Here is a 21,239-nt window from a genome sequence, read left to right on the forward strand (position 1 = left end):
CATGAAACAGGTAGGTCTCTACTTCGGAACCTTTAACCCTATACATATTGGTCATTTGGCCATAGCAAACCATATGGTGGAGTTTTCTGAACTTGATGAGGTTTGGTTTGTTATTACCCCGCAAAGCCCTTTTAAAACGAAGCAATCGCTTTTAGACAACAACCATAGATATCAGATGGTTTTTGAAGCCGTACAGTTTTATCCAAAATTGAAACCAAGCAAGATTGAGTTTGATTTACCGCAACCCAATTACACGGTAAATACGCTAGTGCATTTAGAAGAGCAGTTTGGCAAGGATCATGAATTTGCTTTGATAATGGGAGAGGACAACTTGAAGAGCTTTCATAAATGGAAAAACTATGAAACCATATTAGAGAATCATTCTATCTATTGCTATCCTAGAATTTCACAAGGGGTCGTTGAACATCAATTTATGGAGCACCCAAAAATTGAACGGATAGATGCCCCGATAATGGAAATATCTTCAACCTTTATACGAAAGGCGATTAAACAGGGTAAAAATGTAAGGCCATTACTCCCTGATGCGGTATGGAAATATATGGATGAGATGAATTTTTATCGCTAAAGCGAAGTCACGGATTCTTACTGATGGCAACACCAACCATACTATCCGCTGTTCCATAATACAGATGCCATTTTCCTTCAAAGAAGACCAATCCCTCTAAAAAAGTAGTCCCATCTTTATATTGCCCTGATTTTTCAAATGGCAATTCTGGTTTAATAAATGGTGTGCTGCAACGATCTAATAGTTTCCAGGGTTCTTTGGAATCAAACAAAGCTTGGCCTCCGGTATAAACTCTATTACCTAATTCTTTTACACCAATGTTTTGTGAGTTTCCAGCATTATACAATACCACAATCCCATTTTTAGTAAGTAAGGGTGGTGGGCCGGCCTCAACAAGCCATGAATCAAAATAACCTGGTCGTGGACTTAAAACAGGAGTTAAGTGGCCTTCGTAGTTTTCAAGAGGGGTCCAATCAATCAAGTTTTTAGAGTGCGCAAGCCAGACATGTGGAACACCGTAATACATCCAGTATGTACCATTGATTTTAGCGGCAACCAACTTTCCATCCTTTAATTCGGTGATAATAGCACCTGATTTGGTCTCCAAATCCAAATACTTACCGTTTTTGTGTTTTGCAAACGCTGGTCCGTGTTTGGTCCAATCGGAAAGGTTTTGGGAAGTGGCTACTGCCAATCTTGGAACTTTACGATTCCATTGGGTATAAGTGAGCACATACAATCCTTCTTTAGTTTCAACGATTCTTGGATCCTCAGTGCCACCGGGCCATTCATTTCGCTGCTGATTATCTTTTTTAGGATAGAATATCGGTTCCTTTACTGAGTTATAGTGCAAACCATCTTTTGAGGTGGCCAAACCAATTCTTGAAGTATGCCCCCCGATTTCCTTTTCACCTAAGTGTTCCTCAGCTCGATATAAAACATGGATTTTGTTTTCTTTTACAATAGCTGCAGGATTAAAAGCTGCCATAGACTCCCAATAAACCTTGTCGCCAGAAATTGGGTCAATAAAGGAAGATTCCAAGTTTTTCTGGATGATGGGCTGGGCATTCTCCGGACGAAGAAAAGGACCTAACATCCACGATTTCTCCATTTCTTGAGCTGATGATTGCAGACAGGCAAAAATCAATACCACAAATGGAATTCTTTTGACCTTCATTATCGAGAGGCTTTCAAAACATCCGTACCCAAGTATTTATCATCCTTGTTATAATACCAAGCCCGCGTTTTAGGCATTTTTACGCCATGAATCCCTTCCAAGCCTTCCAACAGAATATACTCACCATCACCCTTTTGTTCATCATGATAAAATTGATAAACTTCCATGGCATATGTGGCAGGGTCAAAATAGAAGTACCAAACGTCTTTACCTACATTTTCATCATAGGTAATTTTTAATACAAGATATTCTTTCCCTTTAAAAGTCTTTTTGTCTACTTTAGGATCTAAATGGGCGCCGGGATCTTTCATTTTCATGGGTAACCCGTATAGATAGGTATAATAATTACGCATCATAAGACCACGATCACAATTTAAACGAAGCTCTTCTTTGTCTTTATCCGATATCTCACTGCTTCCATTTAAAGTTATGGTGCAATTCTGTTTATCAAAGGAATAGGCGTAGTTAGTATCATCTTTTGATACCGCAAGTATAAATTGTTCTTTTGGAATATTTAATTCAATTGTACTTAAGCGATCACTGGAGTTGGGTGTTTCCATAATGATTTCGAATGATCCGTTGAATTGTTTCCATTGGCCATTGGGGTCGTGGAATTCAATAGACTTATCCAACACTTCAGTTGCCGTTAATTCTTGGGAAAGAACAGGCTTGCTGCATAGCACAAGTAGCAGCAGAATAAAATAACGCATATGCAATTGGTTTTAATTTGGTTTTTGAACTCTAGCAGGTTCAACGCTGCTATCATGTTCTGCGTAATAAAGCTCTAAAAGCTTCATTGTTGATTTAATAAGATCTTTACTTTCTGAAAGTAAAGAGAAGTACAAGGTAGTGTTTTTTGGACTGGACTCCTCTGTACGTGTTCGTGCAACTTGCTTTTCAATCTTATCGGAAACCAAATCAAACATCTCATCCTTACTGGTCAGAATACCCCCGATTTTTTCAAAAGTTCGGGACTGGAATATATTCTGGGTGTCCGAAAACAATCGCTCCAGAGAAGCATCCAATTCCTTTAATTCCTTAATCTGGGTGTACTTCAGTTTTTTGTGATTGTTATGAACGTGTTTGTATCCCAAGGTCGATACATATTCCAAGGATTGTGAAAGATCTTGGAGATGTCCGAGAAGACTGATGTAAAAATTACTCGCTCCACCAACACTGGATTCATCCAAATTCTTGATGAAATAAAAGATATTGTTTTGAAGGTCTTCAATTTCCTTAGAGAGTTTATTTACCCCTTTGCGATTCTTTTTGAGCGTCTCGATATCATGTCGGGCAAGACCATTGATGGAGTTGGTGTAAATTCGATTACTCCTTTTGATCATATTCCCAATATTATCTGCACTTTCTTCAATAACACCTTGGATGGAACTACTTTCGGCTCTTCTTAAACTATCCTCTGCCTTAATTTCCTTGGTCTTTTTATTGTGCGACATATAATTCCGAAGCAAAATAACTGCCGCTGCGGCCAATAATAACACTAGAGCTATGAATTTGCCTAGATGCAAGAAATAAGCGATAATTGCCGCTGCCGCAAAAGCACTCAGGGCTGTGAAGAACCATCCGCCAATTACATTCAATACCCCGGCAACCCTGTATACGGCACTCTCAGCGCCCCACGCACGATCCGCCAATGATGTACCCATGGCAACCATAAACGTGACATATGTAGTGGATAGCGGCAATTTCATTGAGGTAGCAATGGAAATCAAAACCGAAGCAACCATAAGGTTCACGGACGCACGAACCATATCAAAAGCTGGCATGTCCTGTACTTTGCTTTTTGGAACGTAAGTGTAGGGGATTATAAATTGCTTATCCACTCTTTTTTGTAAAGAAGGTGGGATTACTTTTGATAAATTTTCAAACGTAGCGATGCTCAGTTTTACAATTTGTCTGGATAGATAATTAGGTTGAAATCGTTCATCACCTTCATCCTGTCTTGATAAATCCACACTTGTTTTTACTACACTTTTGGCTTTGGAGGAGAACCATAAGGTGATGACCATGATACCGCCAGATAGTAATAGCAATAATGTTGGTGTTTGTACAGCTGCTGAGAGACCGTTCATGTTGAATTCGGAAGCCGCAACGCCTGACGCATGCCAATCTTGAAATGATTGTAAGGCGGCAATAGGGACACCAATAAAATTCACCAGATCATTTCCTGCAAAAGCCATTGCCAGTGCAAAGGTTCCAAAGGCGATGACCCCTCTATAAATATTCCATTTAAGAAAATTAGCGGTAACCCAAGACAACAAAGTCCAAACCACTATGTTGGCCAGAATGAACAATTCCGGTTGGGTAGCAACGAATTCGGAAACCGAATCATCGAAAAGCGCAGCACTCTTCAAGCCCTTTACCAGAATGAAGTAAATAATTGCCGTTATGGCCAGACCACCAAAGATGGATTCAACCCATTTGGATTTATCCTTATAATCAAATGATATCAATAACCTGGATATGAATTGAACAATGGCCCCAATAGTAAAGGCAATGAAAACCGATAAAAGAATCCCAAAAATTATCTCCGCTGCTTTATCGGTATTGATGTAATTGGCCAAATCGGAAAAACCGCCGTCCAAATCAATGATTTTAATCAATGAAATTGCAACGGAGGCACCTAAAAGTTCAAAGACAATAGACACTGTTGTGGAGGTGGGCATACCCAATGTGTTGAAGAAATCGAGCAAGAGTATATCCGTTATCATGACGGCCATGAAAATGAACATGATTTCTTCAAATACGAATTCTCCCGGATTGAAAATACCTTTTCGTGCAACTTCCATCATACCACTGGATGACATTGCTCCAAAAGCGATGCCAATACTTGCAATGATCATGATAGTTCTAAAAGAAATGGCTTTGGAGCCAATGGCAGAGTTCAAGAAATTCACTGCATCATTACTCACACCAACTACTAAATCGGTTATTGCCAAAATTCCTAGGGCAACAACCATGAAAATGTAGATATTCTCCCCCATTATTAAAGAAATATGGCAAAAATGCCATTATAATTTCGGAATGAAGTTAACAAAGTGTTACCAAATATGGCGAGTTAACTTCCAATTATCTATAGAATTGCCTTAATGGATTTATCTTTTGACATATCTTCGTCACAAACAACAAAACCTATGGATTGGGAACGCCTACTTTCTCTAAAAAGATTCGGGGATACGCATAAGAGATTGCGTAAAGAACAAGACGAAACACGACTGGGATTTGAAGTTGATTTTGACCGCATTATATTCTCCTCTGCTTTTAGAAGTCTTCAGGATAAAACCCAAGTGGTGCCAATGCCTATTAGTGTTGGATCTAAAAAGTCCTTTGTACATACGAGGCTTACACATAGTTTGGAAGTTTCTGTTGTGGGGAGAAGCTTAGGAAGGATTGCTGGGCAACGCATATTGGAGAAACATCCCTATTTAGAGGAAGTCCATGGGTATAAATTCAATGATTTTGGGGCCATAGTGGCCGCTGCAGCTTTGGCCCATGATATTGGCAACCCTCCGTTTGGTCATAGTGGAGAAAAGTCCATTGGCAATTTCTTTGCTCAAGGGCCGGGAAAAAAACACAAAGCTGATCTAACGCCAGAGCAATATCAAGACTTGGTTGATTTTGAAGGAAATGCAAATGGGTTTAAGTTATTGACAGAATCCAAAGATGGTGTGCCGGGTGGTTTGCGTTTAAGCTATGCAACGCTGGGAACTTTTATGAAATACCCAAAAGCATCTTTGCCAAAGCGACCTTCAAAACATATTGCAGACAAAAAATTTGGATATTTTCAATCAGAACAGGAGGTATTTAAGGATGTTGTTAATGAAATTGGGCTGTTGTCAAATGAGAACAATCCAGAAGGATATTTCCGCCATCCATTGACCTATTTAGTTGAAGCTGCTGATGATATTTGTTATACCATCATTGACTTTGAAGATGGAATAAATCTTGGGTTGATTCCCGAAGAATATGCCTTGGAATACTTGATCAATCTTGTGAAGGAAAATATCAATACCAAAAAATACAATGCCATTCAAAGTTCCAGTGACCGTCTAAGTTATTTGCGGGCTTTGGCCATAAATACGTTGATCAAGGATGCCGTTGAAGTGTTCGATGTAAATTCGGAAGCGATACTTACTGGAAAATTTGACTGTGCGCTTTTGGACAAAGGAAAATACCAGGCACAAATAGATGATATCATTAAGCTGAGTGTGGAAAAGGTATACCAATCACAGGAAGTCATAGATAAAGAATTAGCGGGCTACCGCATTATATCTGACATTCTAGACATATACACATCCGCCTTATTAAATATTAAAAATGGGCTTAGCACCAATTATGACAGGCTACTTTTAAAGAGTTTACCCGAAAATTATAGAAACACTTCAGGCTCTTTATATAAGATCTTGTTGGATACCAGTTGTTATGTCGCTAGCTTATCAGATAGTGCTGCTGTGCATCTTCATAATAAACTTACGGGTAGGGAGTTTTAGAACGCGTAAGAGAGTCCCACGCCCAGCAATTGTTTGAATTGAATTTTGGCTATGCCAGGATCAATGATGGTACCGTCTTCTGCTACCACCTCGTCAAACTTAATGTCATCGTCATAAATCAAATGTGTTCCAATGTTTGTTTTGATGTATTTGTTGACCTTTAGATTGAAGTTCAATTCCCAATCCACATCCACATTTCCAAAACTCAACAAATAGTCCGTGTAAAGACTTAATCGATGATTCATCAGAACATTTTTCAAGATTTCCTTTTCCCAAGTATTGGTTACTAAAAATCCAAGTTCCATAAATAAATGCTCCCCTGCATCTACACCAAAAGCACCTTGATTGGATAACGCCTCATCCAAAACAAAAGTTGCCTTTTGAGTAACTGGCGAAATGTAGAGATTAAACTTCTTGCCATCTGGGATGTATGAGGTTCCTGCCCCTAAAAAGAGATAACCCGGGGACATAAATCTTGAAATCGGAGTTTCCCTGTCTGGATATTTAAAACCATTGGAAAACTGAGTATTGAAATTTGCCTTCACCGAATAGTACCAATTGGTTATCGTATCTTTTCTAAAACCAAAAGTTGATGAAATCCTGATTTGATCATCTGTTTTTCTTAGTTGTCTTCCTTCTTGTGCATTAAGACCATAACGTAATCTTAAATCGTTGTTCCATGTGAGGTATCGGAATTTGTAATTTCTTGTAAATCGGGCGTTAGCAAGTGCAGAAATAGAATTGTCACCACCAGCATTCCAATTCACAAAGGCTACTTCATTGATGTTCATTCCAAGTTCGTTGGTTTTGGTCCAAAAAGACTGAGGAACAAACTTTTTGAATTTCTTCAATAAGGGTTTTACCCTGTTCAATGGTGTTCGCGGATCTGTTAACTTGGCAGCACGAGTCAGATATTTAAGTTTGACATCCTTTATTTTGATGACTTGGAATTGCTCCTCCACACTATCGCGTTCAAATGACGGCAATCTGTTGACTTGCGCCTGCAATGAAAGAGAAAATAAGATGAAAAAGACGAGAATTAAGGTTGGTCGCATTTTGGTTTTTAGGTTGATTTAATAAAAGAAAGAATAGCATCAAAATCTATACCAGCCATGGCATGTGTTTCAGCTATTGTTCCATGATCAACAAAGTTATCAGGTATCGCAAAAATCTTAACAGCTTTGTTGAATTTTTCTCTGTTGGCAAATTCCAAGATGGCAGATCCGAATCCACCTGTTTCGCATCCATCTTCCAACGTTACTATTTGATCATAGGTGCCAAAAATTTCATGTAGAAGCGGTTCATCCAACGGTTTCACAAATCGCATATCATAATGCCCAATTTCTTCCGTGGATTCCACTTTTTCTAAGATTGATGGGACCAAATTTCCCATATGTCCAATCGTCAATACTGCAATTCGCGAACCTTTTTTAAGACAGCGTCCTTTGCCAATTTCAATAGGTTGGAATTCATTTCTCCACTGTACGTTATGTCCCCTGCCTCGAGGATATCGTATGGCAAGTGGGCTTGAAATACCTTGTTGTGCGGTATACATAATGTTCCGGAGCTCCATTTCGTCCATTGGAGCAAATACCTTAAGGTTAGGGATACACCGGAGGTAGGCCATATCAAAAACGCCATGATGGGTTGGACCATCTTGACCTACAAGACCAGCCCTGTCCAAGCAGAAAATTACTGGCAAATTCTGCAAGGCTACATCATGGATGACCTGGTCATAGGCCCTTTGAAGGAAAGTAGAATAAATAGTACAGAAAGGAATCAATCCTTGAGAGGCCATTCCAGCTGCCAAGGTAACCGCATGCTGCTCCGCTATGCCAACATCAAAAGCGCGTTCTGGAATTGCTTCCATCATGAATTTTAGAGAACTTCCTGTAGGCATTGCAGGAGTAATTCCAATTATTTTTTCGTTTTCCAAGGCAAGTTCTACCAATGTATGTCCAAAAACATCTTGGTATTTTGGCGGAAGGTTTTGTTGTTGTTTTTGTAAACGTTCTCCTGTGTGTTTGTCAAATTTTCCAGGTGCATGGTAAACCACTTGATCCTCTTCGGCTTTTTTCAAACCTTTGCCTTTTGTAGTGATGACATGCAGAAGCTTTGGGCCTTCTAAAGCTTTGAGACGTTCTAACTCAGCTATCAGGGCAGTTAGATCATGCCCGTCCAACGGTCCGGAATAGTTGAGGTTTAGACATTCAAAAATATTTTCATCTTTAGCCGTACCTGCTTTAACATTGGTCAGGTACTTTTTTAATGCGCCCACTGATGGATCTATGCCAATAGCATTGTCATTTAAGATGATTAAGGCATTCACATCGGAAACTCCTAGATGGTTCAATCCTTCAAAGGCCATTCCACTTGCAATGGAGGCGTCACCAACTACGGCAATGTGTTGTTTGGAGGCTTCACCTTGAAGTTTTGAAGCCATGGCCATACCAAGAATGGCAGAGATAGCGGTAGAACTATGGCCGGTTCCAAAATCGTCGTATTCACTTTCACTGCGTTTTGGGAAACCACTAATACCATCTTTTTGCCTATTGGTTTCAAAAATTTCCTTTCTGCCGGTCAGTATTTTATGTCCGTAGGCTTGATGACCCACATCCCAAATCAATTTATCTTCAGGGGTATCAAAAACATAATGTAATGCAATTGTAAGTTCCACAACGCCAAGACTTGCACCGAGGTGTCCCTCTTTTGTGGCTACAATATCAATGATAAAATCCCTAAGTTCCTTGGCTACCAAATTGAGTTGCTCAAGTGATAGTTTTTTAAGGTCTTTTGGAGAGTTGATATGTGTTAAAAGTGCTTTCAAGAAATTAAAAAACAAAAATACCCATATTCTCAAATATGATTTATGTGTAGATTAGCCTTCTTAATGAAAATTCCCTTTGGTAATGGTAGATAATCCATTTGACGATACATATTTCATGAAGAAAGCGCTTCAGGAGGCGGAAATTGCTTTTGAAAATGGTGAAGTTCCTGTTGGTGCCATTGTCGTGGTTGAAAATCGGATTATTGGAAGGGCACACAATCTAACAGAACGTCTAAATGATGTAACCGCCCACGCAGAAATGCAGGCCATAACTGCGGCATCTAATTTTTTAGGAGGGAAATATTTACACGGCTGCACTCTTTATGTGACCCTAGAACCTTGTCAAATGTGTGCAGGGGCTTTGTATTGGAGCCAAATTTCGAAAGTAGTGTATGGTGCTCCTGATTTGGAAAGAGGGTATAAAGTTATGGGAGGGCATTTACACCCAAAAACGGATGTTGTTGGTGGTATATTGGAAAACGAATCTTCAGAAATGTTGAAACGCTTCTTTATCCAACGAAGGAACTTAAATTAAAAAACCCCGATGTAAAACATCAGGGTTCTGTACTTTCAAAATAAAATATTATTAGCTGATTACCTGCACTTGTGCAGCAACCATTCCTTTTCTTCCTTCTTCTTCTTCGTATTCTACTTTGTCACCTTCGTTCAGTTCCACTCCGTTCAATGCTGTAACATGAACAAAAATGTCTTTTCCTGTTTCGTCGTTTGTTATGAACCCATAACCTTTAGATCCATTGAAAAATTTTACTGTGCCAGTCATTTAATTATGTATTGTTAAAGTACTAAAGTAGTTTATTTTATTTCTAGTCTGGTGAAATCAGGTTTAAATCTTAAGAAAATTATTGATTTCCAGCATTTTCCCCTTCCTTATCCTGCATCTTTTTAATATTCTCCTTGGTAAGCATGTAATCTTTCATGTTTTTACCTTTGCTCTCTTTATAAAGGAATAAGGGCATAGCCAAGAGGAACAAACCTGCCGTTCCCGCCCCAATATATTTATTGGCTTTGGATAGGTTTTCTTCTTTAATATTGAATCCATAAATGATGGAGCCAATAGAGGCCATTACCACCATTACGATTAAATGTTTGAACTTCAATTTCATCGGGTGTAATTGATTAGCTTCCTGCGATATGCGGTCAGTAATTTGGATTTTGATATAAACCCTACATATTTCCCTTCTTTGATTACTGGAAGATTCCACGCACCACTGTCCTGAAATTTCTGCATGACCTGCTTCATATTGTCGGTGTCATAAAAGATATGTTCGGGCGGAGCGTGCATCAAGTTTTTCACAAACAAAGTTCCGTAAAGCTCATTGTCAAACATAAATTCACGTATATCGTCCAGCACGATGATACCCATAAGTTTCTGGTTCTCATTTAATACGGGAAAAATGTTCCGTGTGGATTTAGACACAGATTGGTGCAGCATTTCGCCTAATGTCATCTCTGGTTGCACAGACTTAAAATTGGTTTCGATCACATCCTCCATTTCCATCAATCCTAAAACCATTTGATCTTTGTTATGCGTGAGCAATGCCCCAATCTTGGCTAATTCCTTGGTGTAAATGGTATAGTCCAATGCATTTTTTGTAATTAAAAATGATATGGATGCCGTTATCATAAGTGGTACAAACAACTGATAGCCCCCTGTGATTTCTGCAATCAGGAATATAGCGGTCAATGGGGCATGGATAACTCCGGCAATAAGCCCCGCCATCCCAATTAATGTAAAATTGCTTTCGGATACTTCAAACCCAAACCCTAGGTTATTTATCACCTTGGCAACAACGTTACCTAGTGCACTCCCCATTACCATGGTTGGAATAAAGATTCCGCCTGCACCACCGGCAGCAAAAGTGGCTGTCATGGCAATAGCCTTAAAAATTGTAATGCCGAAAAGCAAGGCTATTACCACCCAGATGTTATGGGTGTAATTGTCGAAAGGTGTATTCCCTAAGGCATCCAGATGCTTGCCCTCCAATAGGTTATTGATAAAACTAAACCCTTCACCATAAAGCGGTGGAATTGCATATAACATGATTCCTATAGCGATTCCCCCTACTAATAATTTGTATTTGGGACTTCTAAAGCGTTTGAAAAAATCCAAAATAGCAAAATACATTTTGGTGAAATAGATTGATGCGAAAGCAGTTCCAATGCCAAGTAAAATATAGAATAGTGTATCCTTGAGTTCAAAGCCTTCGGAAAGTGAAAAACTGAACAAGACTTCATTGCCCAAAAAGAAGTAGGAGGTAAGTACACCAGAGATGGATGCCAATAATAACGGCAACATGGATAACATGGTCAAATCCAAGGTAAACACTTCAACGGCAAAAATTATTGCCGCAATGGGCGATTGGAAAATTGAAGAGATGGCCCCTGCAGAAGCACATGCTACTAAAAGTGATCTTGTTTTGGGCTCTAAATGAAACAGTCGACTTAAATTGGAACTTATAGCGGAACCCGATTTAACTGCTGGTCCCAATAATCCAACGGAACCCCCAAATCCTACGGTCAATGGCGCTGCTATTAAAGGGGTGTATATGTTTTTAACGCTTAATAGACCACCCTTTTTTGATAAGGCAAAAATTATGGAGGAAACCGCATGCTGTATCGGCCTTTTATGTACGAACTTTACATATAGATACACCAAGGTCAAGCCAAAAACCGGTAAAATAAAATAAAGTTGATTTTGAGAGATCACAATCCCTCCTTCTAAAACAGCTTGAATAAAATAGGTGATGTTTTTAAGTGTCACTGCGGCCAACCCTGCCAAAAACCCGACGATGACACTCATAATTTGGACAAAGGTCTTGTTGGAGATATTCTTATATCGCCACTTAAGAAATCGGGTGAGTAGATTTTTCTTTTTACCGGGCATGGGAGTGTTCTACACTTAAAAGTATTAAAAAATCCCGCTCAAAGGCGGGATTCATGTTATTCCAAGTCCAGTTTTAGATGGAGTTCTTTTAATTGATCATCATCAATGTTTGCCGGAGCATCTATCATCACATCCCTACCGCTATTGTTCTTAGGGAAAGCAATAAAATCCCTAATGGTTTCCTGGCCACCAAGTATGGAAACCAATCGATCTAGCCCAAAAGCGATTCCGCCATGTGGGGGTGCGCCATATTGGAACGCATCCATTAAAAATCCGAACTGGGCTTTGGCCTCTTCCGGCGTAAAACCAAGATGCTTGAACATTGTGGCCTGTATATCCTTGTCATGGATTCGAATAGAACCACCTCCAATTTCGTTTCCATTGAGGACTAAATCGTAAGCATTTGCCTTTACATTACCTGGTTCTGTTTCCAACAATTGCAATTGACCAGGTTTTGGTGATGTAAAAGGATGGTGCATGGCATGGTATATACCAGTTTCTTCATCCAATTCCAATAATGGAAAGTCAATGACCCATAGTGGCGCAAACTCATCTGGTTTTCTTAACCCAAGTCGCTCAGCCAGTTCCATCCGCAATGCGCTCAGCTGAGATCGCGTTTCATTGGTATTGCCGGAAAGAACACAGATCAAATCACCAGCCTTGGCACCGGTAACTTCCGCCCATTTAGATAAATCGTCTTGGTCATAAAACTTGTCTACAGAAGATTTAAATGACCCATCATCGTTGCATTTTACATAGACCATTCCCTTGGCACCCACTTGTGGACGCTTAACCCAGTCTATAAGTTTATCGATTTCCTTTCTGGTGTATGATGCACCTCCAGGTACGGCAATGCCTGCCACCAATTCTGCGGTGTTGAATACATTGAATTCTTTATGTTGTGCCACGGTATTCAATTCCCCAAACTCCATTCCAAAACGAATATCCGGTTTATCGTTACCAAATCGCCTCATGGCTTCATCAAATGTGATACGCGGAAAATCACCAGTTTCCAAGCCGTGGATTTCTTTTAAAAGATGTTTGGTTAAACCTTCAAAGGCATTCAAGATATCTTCTTGTTCCACGAATGCCATTTCGCAATCTATCTGCGTAAATTCTGGCTGTCTATCCGCTCTTAAGTCCTCATCCCTAAAACACTTTACAATTTGAAAGTACTTGTCCATGCCGCCAACCATAAGCAATTGCTTAAAAGTCTGGGGGGATTGTGGAAGTGCGTAAAATTGACCTTCGTTCATTCTACTAGGCACTAAAAAATCCCTAGCACCTTCTGGAGTGGATTTTATCAGGTATGGTGTTTCAACTTCAATAAAACCTTGGTCCGATAAATATTTTCGGACTTCCATGGTCACTTTATGCCTAAAGATCAGGTTGTCTTTAACTGGATTTCTTCGAATGTCCAAATACCGATACTTCATCCGTAAATCTTCACCGCCATCGGTTTCATCTTCAATGGTAAATGGAGGTAATATGGATTCATTCAATATGTGAAGTTCATGTACCAGAACTTCAATGTCGCCAGTTGGAATGTTGGCATTTTTGGAAGCCCTTTCAATAACTTGCCCTTTTACTTGGATAACCGTTTCGCGGCCTAATTCCTTTGCTTTTTCTAGGAGATCCTTTGCCGTACGGTCTTGATCCAATACCAATTGGGTAATCCCGTAACGATCTCTAAGATCTACCCAAACAACAAATCCCTTATCGCGAACCTTTTGGACCCATCCACTTAAAATAACCTCTGAATCGATATTGGAAGCTCGTAAAGCCCCACAAGTAGTACTTCTATACATGACTTTTCTTATAGCGGGGCAAATTTAATGGTAATGTCACGATTTATTGTCAGATATATGGATTTTCTAATTCAATTGACTAGGAATAGTTTATTTGTTTGAGCGCTGTTTTTTAAGGTTGTTTACATTTAGAAAAACATCACATAACCTAAAATATACATTCGGTTGATGCAGTTTATCGAAGCGTTTTATCGATTTAATGATGCATGTGTAAAAATGTAAAACACATATAATCAAAAGAATACAAGTTTAATGTAAAATTAATGTAAATAAAAAGTTAGATAATTATGTATTAAAAGTAAAATAATGGTAACTTTATATCGTTATTAAGGCAAAACTCTATAATAAAAAACCCATATATATGAAGACAGCAATATTATTCTTGGCAGTGATGTTTTCGGTTTCAATAAATGCGCAAGCTACAGAACCGACTTTTGAAAAAGTGGGGAAAGTAGTAAAAGCTACATATTTTCACGAAAACGGAGAGATAGCCCAAACAGGATATTTCCTAAATAATGAATTACATGGACAGTGGTTTATGTATAATACTGATGGAAAGAAAATTGCCTCTGGTAAATATGTTGAAGGTAAAAAATCAGGGAAGTGGTTTTTTTGGGAAGATGAAATTTTAAAAGAGGTTGATTTTGTGGCCAACAGAATGGTCAATGTAAAAAATTGGAATCAATCGGAAGTTGTTTCCGTGGACAAATAATCCAATAGTGTGTTTAAATAGTAAGCCCCGGCATTGCCGGGGCTTTTTTTATACCATAAAATCGATTTGGCTATGCTGCCCTATCTAATTGCGGTTTGCTTTCTTGTGAAGGTTTTCTTCGTCCTCTAATTCTAATCTTTATACGGTATACGATGTTAAACAACACCGGTACAATGATTAGGGTCAAGAAGGTAGCCACAATCAATCCAAAAATTACCGTCCAGGCCAAAGGCCCCCAGAATATTACGTTGTCCCCACCAACATAGACTTGTGGGTCAAATCGTCCAAACAAGGACACAAAATTGATGTTTAAGCCAGTTGCCAAAGGTATTAATCCCAATACCGTGGTTATCGCCGTCAAAATAACGGGTCGTAGCCTTGCTTTACCTCCTTTGATTATGGCTTCAGTAACTTCGTCACGCGTCAGTAATTCTTCATCGGAAATTCCTAAGGCTACTTTCTTGCGGTCAATCAAGATTTGCGTGTAGTCCAACAGTACAACACCGTTATTCACTACAATACCTGCCAAGGAAATAATACCCATCATGGTCATCATGATCACAAAAGGCCATCCTGTTGCTACTAATCCACCAAACACACCAATAAAGCTCAGGAATATCGCCATCATAATAATTGCCGGTTTTGAGATACCCCCGAATTGGAATACCAAAATCAACATGATCAAGCCTAATCCTGCAAAAAATGCACCCATCAAAAATGCTTGCTGTTTGGATTGTTCCTCCAATTCCCCAGTATAGTCAACTTTAACTCCTTGAGGCATACCTTTAAAGTTTTCCATTTCTTTCTTGATCTGGTCCACAATAATGTTGGCATTACCACCTGGTTTTAATCCAGAGTATACTGTTACCACGCGTTCCCCATTAATGTGCTTGATAGCGTTGAATGAAGAAGTGTTCTTACGTGAGGCAACCGCAGAGATTGGAATTTCCTTGATTTGTCCAGTGGCTGGATCCCTAAAAATCATATTTTGATTGAAGAGTGCACTGGTGTTATAGCGTAAATCCTGATTGAAACGGACATTGATGTCGTAATCTTCACCGTCTTTTTTAAACACCCCGGCTTTATCTCCAAATAAGGATCTTCGCAGTTGCTGTCCTACTTGTCCAACGGATACTCCAAGTTCACCTGCTTTTTGGCGATCAACTGTCACTTGCATACCAGGGCTACTTTTGTTTACATCAACCTTTAAGCCTTCCATACCATCAACACTTTTGGAGTTGATGTAATTTTTCATCCGCTCCGCAACACTGATCAAGGTATCGTAGTTTTTACCTATCAATTCAATATTTACCGGATATCCTGCCGGAGGACCAACTGCATCCTTTTCAACAGATATGATAACCCCAGGATAAACATCGGCCAATGCATTTTGGATCCTCAATCGTAATTCTTCAGAATCCCACCCTTCACGGAATTTGAATTCCTGCATGGACAAGGTGATTTTACCTCGGTGTGGCATTTCTGCAGAAGACCCTCCTTCTGTAAATGGATTTTCTGCTCCTCTACCTACTTGGGAAACTCCGGTGTCAACCAAGAAGTTTTCACCACTATCCTTGAAGTATTGTTCTTCGTCAATAATAGCATAGACCTTTTCCTCAATGGCTTTGGTAAGTCTATTGGTCTTTTCAATATCGGTACCTTGTGGGTATTCGATATAGACATAGATTTCCTTAGGGGTATTGTCTGGGAAGAATTCCAATTTAGTTCGTTGGCTACCTACTGAAACCCCGAAAGCCATAAATGCAGCGATCAATAGAAAAATAGTAACACCAAAATACAGGTATACATTTCTCCCTCGTAATGCATGGTTAAGACGTCTTTCATACCAGTTTTCCAGACGTACCAAGCTGTTTTTTTGGAATCGTGTTGACAATGGTTTTAAAAAGTATTTGTAGATCCAGAACATTACTGCAACTACAATCATCAATGTACCCAATCCTCTGATTGGCCCACCTACAACAATTATAAAGAGGCCAAATCCACCTAGTAATATGCTTAATCGAATGAGTTGTTTTCTACTAATGAATTTTTCACCCAACTCCATAAATTGCGAAACCAACATGGAGTTCATAAAGATGGCTACGAACAAAGAAGATCCCAATACTACGGATAGGGTTATGGGGAAGTAAATCATGAATTCACCCATTATTCCTGGCCACATTCCTAGTGGAACGAAAGCTGCAACCGTAGTAGCTGTTGAAATAATAATCGGGATCGCAATTTCTCCAATACCTTTTTTGGTTGCTTCTTTTCGGGACATACCCTCTTGCTCCATAAGTCGATAGACATTTTCTACAACCACAACACCATTATCCACCAACATACCTAGACCCATGATAAGACCAAACAAGATCATGGTATTCATGGTGTAACCTAATGCGGAAAGAATCATGAAGGACATGAACATGGACATCGGAATTGCAAATCCGACGAAAAGGGCATTTCTAAACCCAAGGAAGAACATCAATACGGTTACCACTAGGATGATACCAAATATGATATTGTTCACTAGGTCATCTACCTGATTTAAAGTACTGCTACTACTATCATTGGCAAAAGTGATTTCCAGATCTTCAGGTAAATAATCCTTCTGCGCTGCTGCAACTATGGCTCTAATCTTTTCAGTGGCCTGAACTTCGTTTTTCCCTGAGCGCTTTTTGATATCCAGCATAACCACACTCTCACCCATTTCGCGGGCGTAGGTGGTTTTGTCTTCTTCAGAAAACGTGACTTGGGCAATATCTTTCAAGTAAACCGCGCCATTTTCCGATTTCACCACAAAATCATATAATTCTGAAGGCTTTTCAATTTCCCCCGTAATCCGAATGGTCCTACGCTGTCCGCTTGTAATCAAGTTCCCCGCGGACATGGTCATATTTCCATTCTTAATGGTATTGATCACATCATCGAAATTGACCTTGGCCGCCATCATTTTATTGATGTCAACCGCAACTTCCACTTCTTTGTCCTGCGCGCCTCGAATGTCTACTTGTTTGATTTCCTCAAGATTCTCTATCTCATCTTCCAAGGATTCCGCGTACTCCTTCAATTTTTCAACGGGATAATCCCCGGTGATATTGACATTCAGAATTGGGAAAGATTCAGCGAGATTAAGGTCGAAAACTGTGGGTTCTACCTTGGCATCGTTGAAAACAGGCCAATCCTCGCTGGCCTTCTCCCCATCCACTTCATCTTTAACTTCCTGTTTTGCAGCTTCTACTGAAATGTCTTCATCAAATTCCACTACCACCATGGAGTAATCTTCCTGGGAGGTAGAGGTCATTTCAACAAAGTTGCTGACATTTTTAAGACGTTCTTCTAAAGGGTCGGTGATCAATCGCTCCATATCCTCGGCAGTGTTTCCGGGATAAATGGTGCTCACGTAAATCTTGGTTTCCACGGCTTCAGGGAATTCTTCCCTTGGCATGGAAAAATAGGATGATATACCAATGAACAAGAAAATCGCGATCATCACGTATATCACTGACGGATTGTCAATGGCCCATGATGAGAGTCGAAACTCCTTGTTTGCGTTCTTTTTTGCTTTTTCCATGTTTTAGTTGTTAGCGGTTTTCACTTCGTCAAGAACTTTTACCAATTGTTCATTACGAACACTTCTTGCACCTTCTACGATAATGTCGTTACCAGGTTCCAACCCGCTAAGAACTTCAACATAATCCCCTTGGGTCTTACCGGTTTCGATAATCATACGTTTGGCTGTTCCTTCATCTTCGGAAGCATCATGTTCAACCAAGTAAACGTATTGTTCACCGGCAGCATTCTCAGATACTACACTTTGTGGAATCAAAATGGCTTCATCGCTTGTGTAATCATTGATTTTGGTAACCGCAGTAAGATTGGGTTTTATAGTTCCATTTTGGTTGGAAACAGGAATTTCAATAGTAAATGCACGGTTACCTGGGTTAATGAAATTGCCGGTTTGACGCACCTGGGATTTCACGGTTTCACCTAAAACTGGGAAATAGATTTCCACATCTTTTCCAGGTGTTACATTAGGCAAATGACTTTCAGGAACCTCCACCTCAACATACATATTGGATAGGTTCACAATTCTGAATACAGCAATTCCTGCCACAGGATTCACAACAGTTCCTTGATCTTGGATTACGTCGTCTATAATTCCTGAAAAAGGTGCACGTATTGATGATTTTGCAACTTGACTACGCATTTGCTTAACTGCACTTTCCTGTGCTTCATAAGTGGTTTTTGCTTGTAGGTACTGGATTTCTGAACCAATATTTTGTTCCCACAGTCTCTTTTGGCGTTCAAAGGTGGTTTTTGCCAACGCTGCTTGAGTTTCCATTTGTGCCAATTGGCTGGAAAGTCCCCCGTCATCAATGGAAGCCAATAATTGACCTTTAGAGACCTTTTGACCTTCTTTGACGTAAACTTTTTGAAGCGTACCAGACATTTCAGGATATACCAAAACATTCTGCTTGGTCATTACATCACCTTGAAGCTCCAAATAATGCACAAACTTTTCTGTTTTAGCCTTGATGGTGGTCACCAAAGGTAATTTGGCATTGTCGTCCAAAGCCTTTATCGCTGAATCCAATTGTTGGATTTGCGCATCCAGCGTTTTTTGTTGACTAGAAATTTCTGTTCGTTTTGCTCGAATGGCCTCCAGATTTTTTCCGGAAAGCACGCTTTCCACTGAATTTTCACCACCACCACAGGAAGCAAGGATTACAGCTGAAAGAACGATATATGATAACTTTTTCATGATTGATTGAGTTTATGCGTTTAATTGTTCAAGATTGTTTCTAATTCTGTCTTTTTATTGATGACATCCACCATGGATTGCAGGTATTCTTGCTGGGTGGAATACAATTGGGTTTGGGCTTGTCTTAATTCGAAACTAGTGGCCAACCCTTCAGAGTACTTTACTTGGTTTTTGTTTTCAATACGTTCTGCCAAACCAAGGTTTTCTTTTGAAGTTCCATATTCTTCGATTGCAAGGATGTAATCACTTTTTGCGCTTTCAAGCTGCAATTGTATTTGTTGTTCTGCCTCTGTTAGTTGGGTTTTGGCCTTTTCTAAGGCAATTTTTGCCCTTTGTGTTCCTGCAGACCTTTTCAAGGAACTGAAGATTGGTATGCTAAGGTCAAATCCAAGAATGGAAGAACCGAACCACTCCTGTCCGCTACTTAAAAAATTGAAACTTTCACTAAAGGATGAACCTCCATAATTTACAAAGGCGTTTAAGGTTGGCAGTGCTCTACTTTTTGCCAATTTGTGTTCAAAAAAGCGTTGCTCTTCCAAGTTTATGGCCAGTTTATAGTCCACATTGTTTTCAATATTGAATGGCGAATCCAAAAGACCAAAATCAATTTGCTTTTGCGTCAGATCATCCAAGTCTTCGGTTAAGGTCGTTGGGGTTTCAATGGGTAATCCCAACATGATATTGAGCATCTGCAATGTGATTTTCTCCAAACGCTTTGCGTTTTTTAACTGATTGTCTACAGAAGAAAGTGTTATTTTCAATTGATCTACACTTTCCTCATCACCCAAACCATTGTCAAAGATTTTTTGGGTCTCGTAAAGGTTCTTTTCCAAGGTACCTTTGTTGTTTTCAGAGATCAATACACTTTCCTGGGCAACGAGTACATTGCCATAGGCTTCAACCACGGATTTACGGATATCCAATTCCGTTTTTTCCTTGTTGTTTTGACTGTAACTTAAAAAAGCCTTCGTAGCCTGGACACCTACAATGTAAGATCCATCAAAAATTTGCTGGGTCAATGTGGCAGTTGCTGTTGCGGATTGGGGTTGTCCAAAGACAACTTCAATAAAAGTACCAGGCTCACCACCAAAAAATTCTGCTGGAATCTGGTTAACAGGCTGTTTCAATTGATTTTGATAGCTGATGGCTCCTGAAATCTGTGGTAGACCATCGGCTATGGTTTCCCACTTTTGTTTTTGGGCATCGATAATATCCCTATTTGCATTGATTGCACTGTAATTGTGCTCCAAGGCATGTGCAATGGCTTCGTCCAGAGTAAAACTATACGCTTGGGTTTCCTGGGCCTGGCCTATCCACGTTAGCATTAAGAATAAACTGATAATGAATGTTCGCATTAATTATTTATTTGAGTTGATGATTGAGTTTAATATTTCTCTTCCTTTGACTGTGGTAATTCCTCTAAGGTGGTATTCCAAATAATCGTCCATTAATTCCGTGATCGAGAATAATTGTAATGGGAACAGACCTTGATCCTTGATACTGTGTACTCCAGAAAAATAGATTCTGGCAATAAATCCCACATTGAGGTTTTCCCTATAAATTCCCATTTCCATCCCTCGCTTAACATTTTCCACAACGCATTCTTGCATTACCTCAAAATTCTTTTTCTTGAGGGTTTCATGTATGTGAGGGTAATACTTCTGAAGCTGATATTGCGGTGACGATTTCTCATTTTTTAAGTGCAACATCACAAACTTCTTTATCTCGTAAAGTTCCTCGATAGGATTTTTGGAAAGGGCTATAATTTCGTCGATACCATTTGAAATAAACCAGAACATATGCATAGTGGATTCTTCCACCAACTTGGTCTTGTTTTCAAAATGGGAGTAAATGGTCTTTTTGGAAATGCCCATTTCGTTGGCCAGATCATCCATGGTAACGCTCTTAAAACCAAAGGTTAAGAACATATCAGTGGCCTTGTAAAGAATTTTTTCTCTCATAATGGGCGACAAAAATAACCTAGGAAACTTTTAAAACAAAAAAAGTTTCC

Annotated in this window: 17 protein-coding genes; 4 read left to right on the forward strand and 13 right to left on the reverse strand. The window is 39.5% G+C overall.

Annotated elements, in window-relative coordinates; genetic code table 11:
- The first annotated feature begins 1 nt into the window (after nt 1).
- On the forward strand, nt 2–586 hold the full coding sequence (gene nadD / locus M3P19_RS10545) for a nicotinate (nicotinamide) nucleotide adenylyltransferase (protein WP_249657631.1): 585 nt from the start codon (nt 2–4) through the stop codon (nt 584–586).
- 7 nt (nt 587–593) lie between these two features.
- Here nadD and M3P19_RS10550 read toward each other — a convergent pair whose 3' ends face one another.
- From M3P19_RS10550 to M3P19_RS10560, 3 genes are read right to left on the reverse strand one after another with little or no spacing between them, the layout of a single operon-like run.
- The gene (locus M3P19_RS10550) at nt 594–1,703 is read right to left on the reverse strand and encodes a glycoside hydrolase family 130 protein (protein ID WP_249657632.1); all 1,110 of its coding nucleotides are present in this window, start codon (nt 1,701–1,703) and stop codon (nt 594–596) included.
- Nucleotides 1,703–2,413 (reverse strand): DUF6503 family protein, encoded by a 711-nt coding sequence (locus M3P19_RS10555; RefSeq protein ID WP_249657633.1) that lies wholly within the window; start codon nt 2,411–2,413, stop codon nt 1,703–1,705. Before M3P19_RS10555 ends, M3P19_RS10550 begins: the two co-directional genes overlap by 1 nt.
- 12 nt (nt 2,414–2,425) lie before the next feature.
- Entirely contained in the window at nt 2,426–4,705 is a 2,280-nt protein-coding gene (locus M3P19_RS10560) for an inorganic phosphate transporter (RefSeq protein ID WP_249657634.1), read from the reverse strand.
- A 150-nt stretch (nt 4,706–4,855) separates the two neighbouring features.
- On the opposite strand from M3P19_RS10560, the gene dgt reads away from it, so the two are divergent.
- Nucleotides 4,856–6,211 carry a dGTP triphosphohydrolase gene (gene dgt, locus M3P19_RS10565; RefSeq protein ID WP_249657635.1) on the forward strand — a complete coding sequence of 452 codons (1,356 nt, stop codon included), beginning with the start codon at nt 4,856–4,858 and terminating at the stop codon, nt 6,209–6,211.
- Here the strand turns inward: dgt and M3P19_RS10570 are convergent.
- The gene (locus M3P19_RS10570; RefSeq protein WP_249657636.1) at nt 6,208–7,266 is read right to left on the reverse strand and encodes a DUF3078 domain-containing protein; all 1,059 of its coding nucleotides are present in this window, start codon (nt 7,264–7,266) and stop codon (nt 6,208–6,210) included. The genes dgt and M3P19_RS10570 overlap by 4 nt on opposite strands.
- Nucleotides 7,267–7,274: 8 nt before the next feature.
- Nucleotides 7,275–9,038, reverse strand: coding sequence for a 1-deoxy-D-xylulose-5-phosphate synthase (locus M3P19_RS10575; RefSeq protein ID WP_249657637.1), 1,764 nt, complete (start codon nt 9,036–9,038; stop codon nt 7,275–7,277).
- Nucleotides 9,039–9,120: 82 nt separating this feature from the next.
- On the opposite strand from M3P19_RS10575, the gene M3P19_RS10580 reads away from it, so the two are divergent.
- Nucleotides 9,121–9,573 carry a nucleoside deaminase gene (locus M3P19_RS10580; protein ID WP_249657638.1) on the forward strand — a complete coding sequence of 151 codons (453 nt, stop codon included), beginning with the start codon at nt 9,121–9,123 and terminating at the stop codon, nt 9,571–9,573.
- A 51-nt stretch (nt 9,574–9,624) separates the two neighbouring features.
- On the opposite strand, the gene M3P19_RS10585 is transcribed toward M3P19_RS10580, so the two are convergent.
- The 4 genes from M3P19_RS10585 to aspS all read right to left on the reverse strand — a co-directional run bounded on the left by M3P19_RS10585 (nt 9,625) and on the right by aspS (nt 13,751).
- Entirely contained in the window at nt 9,625–9,819 is a 195-nt protein-coding gene (locus tag M3P19_RS10585; RefSeq protein ID WP_249657639.1) for a cold-shock protein, read from the reverse strand.
- 79 nt (nt 9,820–9,898) lie between these two features.
- Nucleotides 9,899–10,162 carry a hypothetical protein gene (locus M3P19_RS10590; protein ID WP_249657640.1) on the reverse strand — a complete coding sequence of 88 codons (264 nt, stop codon included), beginning with the start codon at nt 10,160–10,162 and terminating at the stop codon, nt 9,899–9,901.
- Nucleotides 10,159–11,943, reverse strand: a complete 1,785-nt coding sequence (locus M3P19_RS10595; protein WP_249657641.1) for a chloride channel protein — start codon at nt 11,941–11,943, stop codon at nt 10,159–10,161. The genes M3P19_RS10590 and M3P19_RS10595 overlap by 4 nt, the downstream gene beginning before the upstream one ends.
- A gap of 56 nt (nt 11,944–11,999) precedes the next feature.
- Entirely contained in the window at nt 12,000–13,751 is a 1,752-nt protein-coding gene (aspS, locus tag M3P19_RS10600; protein WP_249657642.1) for an aspartate--tRNA ligase, read from the reverse strand.
- Nucleotides 13,752–14,112: 361 nt separating this feature from the next.
- On the opposite strand from aspS, the gene M3P19_RS10605 reads away from it, so the two are divergent.
- Nucleotides 14,113–14,463: a toxin-antitoxin system YwqK family antitoxin gene (locus M3P19_RS10605; RefSeq protein WP_249657643.1), complete on the forward strand. Its 351-nt coding sequence runs from the start codon at nt 14,113–14,115 to the stop codon at nt 14,461–14,463.
- A gap of 70 nt (nt 14,464–14,533) precedes the next feature.
- Here M3P19_RS10605 and M3P19_RS10610 read toward each other — a convergent pair whose 3' ends face one another.
- The 4 genes from M3P19_RS10610 to M3P19_RS10625 are packed head-to-tail and all read right to left on the reverse strand — an operon-like array spanning nt 14,534 to nt 21,189.
- Nucleotides 14,534–18,037 carry an efflux RND transporter permease subunit gene (locus tag M3P19_RS10610; RefSeq protein WP_249657644.1) on the reverse strand — a complete coding sequence of 1,168 codons (3,504 nt, stop codon included), beginning with the start codon at nt 18,035–18,037 and terminating at the stop codon, nt 14,534–14,536.
- 3 nt (nt 18,038–18,040) lie between these two features.
- Nucleotides 18,041–19,228 (reverse strand): efflux RND transporter periplasmic adaptor subunit, encoded by a 1,188-nt coding sequence (locus tag M3P19_RS10615; RefSeq protein ID WP_249657645.1) that lies wholly within the window; start codon nt 19,226–19,228, stop codon nt 18,041–18,043.
- Nucleotides 19,229–19,248: 20 nt separating this feature from the next.
- Nucleotides 19,249–20,583, reverse strand: coding sequence for a TolC family protein (locus tag M3P19_RS10620; protein ID WP_249657646.1), 1,335 nt, complete (start codon nt 20,581–20,583; stop codon nt 19,249–19,251).
- 3 nt (nt 20,584–20,586) lie between these two features.
- The gene (locus tag M3P19_RS10625; RefSeq protein ID WP_249657647.1) at nt 20,587–21,189 is read right to left on the reverse strand and encodes a TetR/AcrR family transcriptional regulator; all 603 of its coding nucleotides are present in this window, start codon (nt 21,187–21,189) and stop codon (nt 20,587–20,589) included.
- Nucleotides 21,190–21,239 lie beyond the last annotated feature (50 nt).

The sequence above is a fragment of the Flagellimonas spongiicola genome, from assembly GCF_023502425.1.
Classification (GTDB): domain Bacteria; phylum Bacteroidota; class Bacteroidia; order Flavobacteriales; family Flavobacteriaceae; genus Flagellimonas; species Flagellimonas spongiicola.